Source organism: Desulfonatronospira sp. (assembly GCA_003563255.1).
Taxonomy (GTDB): Bacteria; Desulfobacterota; Desulfovibrionia; order Desulfovibrionales; family Desulfonatronovibrionaceae; genus Desulfonatronospira.
Genome location: PWSL01000230.1, coordinates 1 through 5535, shown reverse-complemented (window position 1 = coordinate 5535; position 5535 = coordinate 1). Strand labels below are relative to the sequence as shown.

Annotated in this window: 5 protein-coding genes; 1 reads left to right on the top strand and 4 read right to left on the bottom strand. The window is 50.9% G+C overall.

All coding sequences use genetic code 11. From position 1 onward, the window contains the following. The 4 genes from QZP87_RS06760 to QZP87_RS06745 form a co-directional block, all read right to left on the bottom strand. A partial coding sequence (locus tag QZP87_RS06760; RefSeq protein ID WP_291322157.1) for a dTDP-4-dehydrorhamnose 3,5-epimerase family protein occupies positions 1-295 on the bottom strand: 295 nt, incomplete at its 3' end. A gap of 260 nt (positions 296-555) precedes the next feature. Beyond that, entirely contained in the window at positions 556-1431 is an 876-nt protein-coding gene (gene rfbA / locus QZP87_RS06755) for a glucose-1-phosphate thymidylyltransferase RfbA (RefSeq protein ID WP_291322156.1), read from the bottom strand. A gap of 12 nt (positions 1432-1443) precedes the next feature. Then, positions 1444-2850: a mannose-1-phosphate guanylyltransferase/mannose-6-phosphate isomerase gene (locus tag QZP87_RS06750; RefSeq protein ID WP_291322155.1), complete on the bottom strand. Its 1407-nt coding sequence runs from the start codon at positions 2848-2850 to the stop codon at positions 1444-1446. 79 nt (positions 2851-2929) lie between these two features. Then, the gene (locus QZP87_RS06745) at positions 2930-3868 is read right to left on the bottom strand and encodes a DUF368 domain-containing protein (protein WP_291322154.1); all 939 of its coding nucleotides are present in this window, start codon (positions 3866-3868) and stop codon (positions 2930-2932) included. 851 nt (positions 3869-4719) lie between these two features. On the opposite strand from QZP87_RS06745, the gene QZP87_RS06740 reads away from it, so the two are divergent. Continuing rightward, positions 4720-5535, top strand: an 816-nt coding sequence (locus tag QZP87_RS06740) for a PAS domain S-box protein (RefSeq protein ID WP_291322153.1), incomplete at its 3' end; no start/stop codon positions are given.

Sequence of the window (5535 nt, the reverse complement as noted above, 5' to 3'; positions counted from 1 at the left end):
TCACATGTCTGCCGAAATCAGGGCTGTTGCTGCGGATATCCACGCAGACATCCAGCACCCTGCCGGTCACCACCCGCACCAGCTTGGCCTGGGCAAAAGGAGGCAACTGGTAATGCAGCCCACGCAAAACCCCGTACATGGAAGACGATTCGTTGTCCTGGATGAAATTTACTCCGGGAATCTCGCGGCTGAATATGTCCTGGCGGAAACTTTCCATGAAATATCCACGTTCATCCCCGAAGACCCTGGGTTCTATTATGACCACGTCCGCTATTTCTGTAGGTTTGAACTGCATTAAACATCTCCAGATATCTGGGTTTGTGGTTTGTGGTTCCTGGTTCCTGGTTTCTATGCATCAAACTAACACTACAGCGAAACTTATATATTGACCTCCGGGGACTGGCTCTTTTGCCGCCTGATTTTTTGTTCAATTGCAAGGTTTCAAACGGCAAAAGTGCCTGTCCCCAATTGAGACAGGTTATAAATTTTAGAAGTTTCGCTGTAGTGCTAATATAGTTTTCAGCACGATCTGCTCCTCCCATACCCACATACTTATTACAGAGAAGCCCGGCGCAGGAGATACTGCCCGTACTGGTTCTTGGCTAAGGGCTCAGCCAGGGCTCGAAGCTGCTCTTTATCAATATACCCCATTTCATAGGCAATCTCCTCGATGCAGGCCACTTTCAGCCCCTGCCTCTTTTCAATGACCTCGATGAAGTTGCCGGCCTCCAGCAGGCTTTCGTGAGTCCCGGTATCCAGCCAGGCGTACCCCCGGCCCATGAGTTCCACCTTGAGGCGTCCCTGGCGCAGGTATTCCTGGTTCACAGAAGTGATCTCCAGTTCTCCTCTATCCGAGGGTTGCACACCGGCGGCGATATCCAGGACATCATTGGTGTAGAAGTAAAGCCCGGCAACGGCATAGCTGGACCTGGGTTTCCGGGGCTTTTCCTCGATGGAAACCACCTTCATGTCGTCATCAAACTCCACTACCCCGTAGCGCTCCGGATCACTGACATAATAACCGAAAATGACTGACCTGCGTTCTGCCTGGACGGTGCGTACAGAATCACGCAAAAGGGTGGTGAGGTTGTGTCCGTAAAACAGGTTGTCCCCCAGTATCAGGCAGACATCGTCATCTCCTACAAATTCTCTGCCGATGATAAAAGCCTGGGCCAGACCATCGGGGCTTGGCTGCTCGGCGTAGGAAAAACGCATGCCGATGTCGCTGCCACCCCCCAGCAACTCCCTGAAAAGAACCAGGTCCCTGGGAGTGGATATGATGAGCACATCCCGGATTCCAGCCAGCATCAGCACTGACAGGGGATAGTAGATCATGGGTTTGTCATAGATGGGAATAAGCTGCTTGCTCACCCCCCTGGTCAGCGGGTAAAGCCTGGTTCCGCTTCCGCCTGCAAGGATAATTGCTTTCATGCCTGACGTCTCCTAAAGTCTTCCGTAAATATCTTCAAACCTTACTATATCGTCTTCTCCCAGGTAAGCGCCGGACTGGACTTCGATGAGCTCCAGGGGAATTTTGCCGGGGTTTTCCAGGGAGTGCTGCCGGCCAAGGGGGATGTAAGTGGACTGATTTTCAGTAACCAGAAAGGACTCCTCTCCATTGGTTACCATGGCCGTACCGGACACCACCACCCAGTGCTCGGCCCGGTGATGATGCTTTTGCAGGGAGAGTTTGGCCCCTGGCTTGACCGTGATTCTTTTGACCTGATACCTGCCCCCGGCATCAATGCTGTCATAGGAACCCCACGGCCTGTAAACCTCCCTGTGGGTAACATGCTCGCTGCGGCCGCTGCTTTTGATGCGGTCCACCAGGGACTTGATGTCCTGGGCCCTGTTTTTGTGAGCCACCAGCACGGCATCCTTGGTCTCCACCACCACCAGGTCCTGCACCCCCAGGGTGGCCACCAGGCGGTAGTCTGAAAAAAGCAGGCTGTTGGCGGTATCCAGAGCCATAACATCCCCCTTGCAGGAATTGCCCTCTGCGTCCCGGGGCAGCAGGTCCCACAGGGATGACCAGGAGCCCACATCAGACCATCCTGCCTCCATGGGTACCAGGGCCGCATCCTGAGTTTTCTCCATGACTGCATAATCTATGGAATTGCCAGGGCAGGAGTTGAAGGCATCTTTATCCACTCTTACAAAATGCATATCCTGGCGGGCGTTTTGCATGGCTGCACGGCAGCATTCCAGGATCGCGGGCTCAAACTTCTCAAGCTCTGCTAAGTACCGACCGGCCCTGAACATAAACATGCCGCTGTTCCAGTAGTAATCCCCGGCCTTCAGATATTCAGCTGCAGTGTCTGAGTCTGGCTTTTCCACAAAGCGCCCTGCCCTGTAAACCTGTCCCTGGATATTTTCCCCGCGCCGGATATATCCATAACCGGTCTCAGGAGAGTCCGGAACTATCCCGAACGTCACCAGCCAGTCTTTACCTGCCTGCTCTGCAGCCATGGTCACGCTTTCCTGAAAGGCCTGCTGATCATGAATATGGTGATCCGCAGCCATTACAAACAGTATGGGGTCCTCTCCACTGCTGGTGGCATGCAGGGCTGCCAGGGCAATGGCCGGGGCGGTATTGCGCCCCTCGGGTTCAAGGAGGATGGATACATCCTCATGACCCATAAGGCGCATCTGCTCTGCGGCCAGGAAACGATGTTCTTCGTTGCAGACCAGCAAAGGAGGTGCGCACTGCAGTCCGTCAAGTCGCCTTACAGACTGCTGCAGCATGCTGAGCTCCCCTCCGAAGGCCAGAAACTGTTTGGGATAAAGCTTGCGGGACAATGGCCATAAACGTGTGCCGGAACCGCCAGCCAGAATAACCGGTAAAAACATGGCGTACCCCTCCGGGAATTTCATTATAATTTTGTTGAATCACCTTACTTTTATAAATGACAACCAAAGTGATTTGTTATCACTCTGTCTCCCCTCTATTATGCCTTCCGGTCGTTAAATCCATCAGAATGAATACGGCGACCAGGCCTGCCCCTGCCAGAAAGCAGACAAAATAAGGCCAGCCCTGGGCCAGGCTTTCAGGCAGGGCATAACCTGCAGTGACAACCTTGTCTTCATTTATTTCCACCTGTTTCTGAAAAGGCCACAGTGCTGCCAGAGAACCAAACATCAGGCCGGCCAGGAAGGACATGGTGGTGGTATAATAATTCTTCAGCAGAAAGTTTATCACCTTGGCCAGACTGATAAGCCCAAACACGCATCCCATGCCTACCAGGAATATGATTTTGAGATTCATGCCTGCCACAGCAGCCAGGATCTCAAAGTATACCCCCATGACCACCAGCATGAAAGAACCGCTGAATCCCGGCAGGAGCATGGTGGCCATGGCCACGGCCCCGCCCAGGAAAAAACGCAGATCTCCAATATTGCTGAAGCCCTGCATATCGCTCCATAGAGGCGAAAGCTGCGCCAGCAGAATCATTGCGCCTGCCAGGAAAAAAACCAGGACTTCCTTGAACCTGATCCTGCCTGCTCTTTTCAGGGGGTAGTAGATGGAAACCAGTACCAGGCCGAAAAAAAATGAAAAAACAAAACCCCGGTAATTCAAGACAGCAAAGTTTATCAGGGAAGCCGTGCTGAAAATCGCCACCAGCACGCCTGCTCCAATGGGCACCACAAAATGCAGCTGCCAGGTCTGGACGGCATATTCAAAGGCCCGGGCAAAGCGGCCCCTGACCACCAGGCGCATAAATCCTGCAAGCGTGCGGTGATCAATATTTCCGGCAATACCTATCAGCCGGGTATATATTCCCAGAATAAGAGCAATGGTTCCGCCGCTTAAGCCCGGTACAATGCTGGCAGCACCTATGCCAAAGCCCTTGAAAAACAGTTTCCACATGTGATGTTGAGATTTTCTGGTTTTAAAATAATTCGTATCTGTCTAGAGGTATCTGTTTAGCGCTTTTAAGGAAAGCAGGGGACAGGCACTCCGGGACCCACTTGAGCATCAATTTGTGCTCAAAATGACTCATTTTCTGGAACAAGTGGGTCCCGGTAGAGCCAGTCCCCATGCCATATCCAAAGCGCTAAACAGATACGTCTAGTGATACAATTCGCGAATGAAAATTAAGTATCCCAGCACCTGTGTTTTGTAAACCCGTTTAAAGCCTGTCTGCACAGGCACTCGGGGACCCCTCAGTGCTGGAAGCCACTTGAGCATACTTTTGTGATAGCTATTCAAAAAGTGCTCGGTAGTGACTACTGGCACTCACGCATCGGGCGTGACTGGGCGACTGTACCCCGCGCTTGCTGATACCCCGCTGGTCAAAAATCTGGACAATCCGGAATATATGGAGCTACTGCTTAACGGAAACTCCGTAACTTCTCAATAACTCCGGGCAGTATTCCTGGATACCGGCTTCCGCCGGTATGACATCACAATGCAACCACCTGTTTTCATTCGTCATTCCGGCGAAAGCCGGAATCCAGGTATTTTCTTAGTGTAAGATCGCCAGGAGTTATTGAGAAGTTACGAAACTCCAACCTTATCATAGGCATTTTGATTTACTTTTTTATTGACTTCAAACAACACTACAGCGAAACTTATTTATTGACCTCCGGGGACAGGCACTTTTGCCGACCTCAAACCATAAAACGGCCGGACTATCCGGCGGCAAAAGAGCCAGCCCCCTTCCAGCTTAAATAAAGTGTCGCTGTAGTGTTAAGAAAATTTTTTTTGCAAAAGGGCTTATGAATAATCTGCAGAGTATTATCCGTGACAGTATCCTGGAGGCTATGCCTTCGGGGTTGATGATTATCGAAAAAAAAGGACAGGTGGAGATTGCCAATTCAGCCCTGAGCAGAATATTGGGAATTTCCAGAGAGATGCTTCTTGAAAAAGGCAGCGAGATACTTTTCCTGGAAAATCCTGAAAACAATGATTTCAACGACGTCCTTTTAAAAGTCATCCAGCACGAGCAGGTCAATTATCGCAGCCAGGTCTGGTATTCCAGGCCTGACGGTGTACAGAGATACGTAGATATCATTTCTTCATTTTTCAAAAACGACCAGGATGAATGGAGGCTGGTAATCCTTATCCAGGACCTGACCAGCTTAAAAAACATGCACGAACGTGAAAAGGAAGCCCTGCAGGAAAAAAGCGATATGGAGAACCTGCTGGCTGAAAGCCTCAACAAACTGACCATGTCCATCGCACACCAGATCCGCAATCCCATCATGTCCATCGGAGGCTTTGCCAATTTGGTTTTGAGACAACCAGGATCATCTGAAAAAGCCCGGGACTATGTCGGCTATATACTGGAATCAGCCGGAAGGCTGGAGTCCATGGCCCATTATGTCATGGAATACGCCTCTGTAAGGTTGCCCAAGCCTCAGCAATGGCCTATAGAATCCCTGGTACAACCTCTCTGTAGCCAGATGAGTATCAGAGCTGAAAAGGAACACGCAGAGTTACTGTTAAATTTACCTGAGAAAGTGGACCTGATGGTCTGGGCGGACCTGGAACAGATAAAAAAAGTCTTGGAAGCCGTTCTGGAAAATGCCATG

Excerpts from the sequence above, each read along its gene's own strand:
- QZP87_RS06745 (WP_291322154.1), bottom strand. The coding sequence starts at position 3,868 with ATGTGGAAACTGTTTTTCAAGGGCTTTGGCATAGGTGCTGCCAGCATT.
- QZP87_RS06750 (WP_291322155.1), bottom strand. The coding sequence starts at position 2,850 with ATGTTTTTACCGGTTATTCTGGCTGGCGGTTCCGGCACACGTTTATGG.
- rfbA (WP_291322156.1), bottom strand. The coding sequence starts at position 1,431 with ATGAAAGCAATTATCCTTGCAGGCGGAAGCGGAACCAGGCTTTACCCG.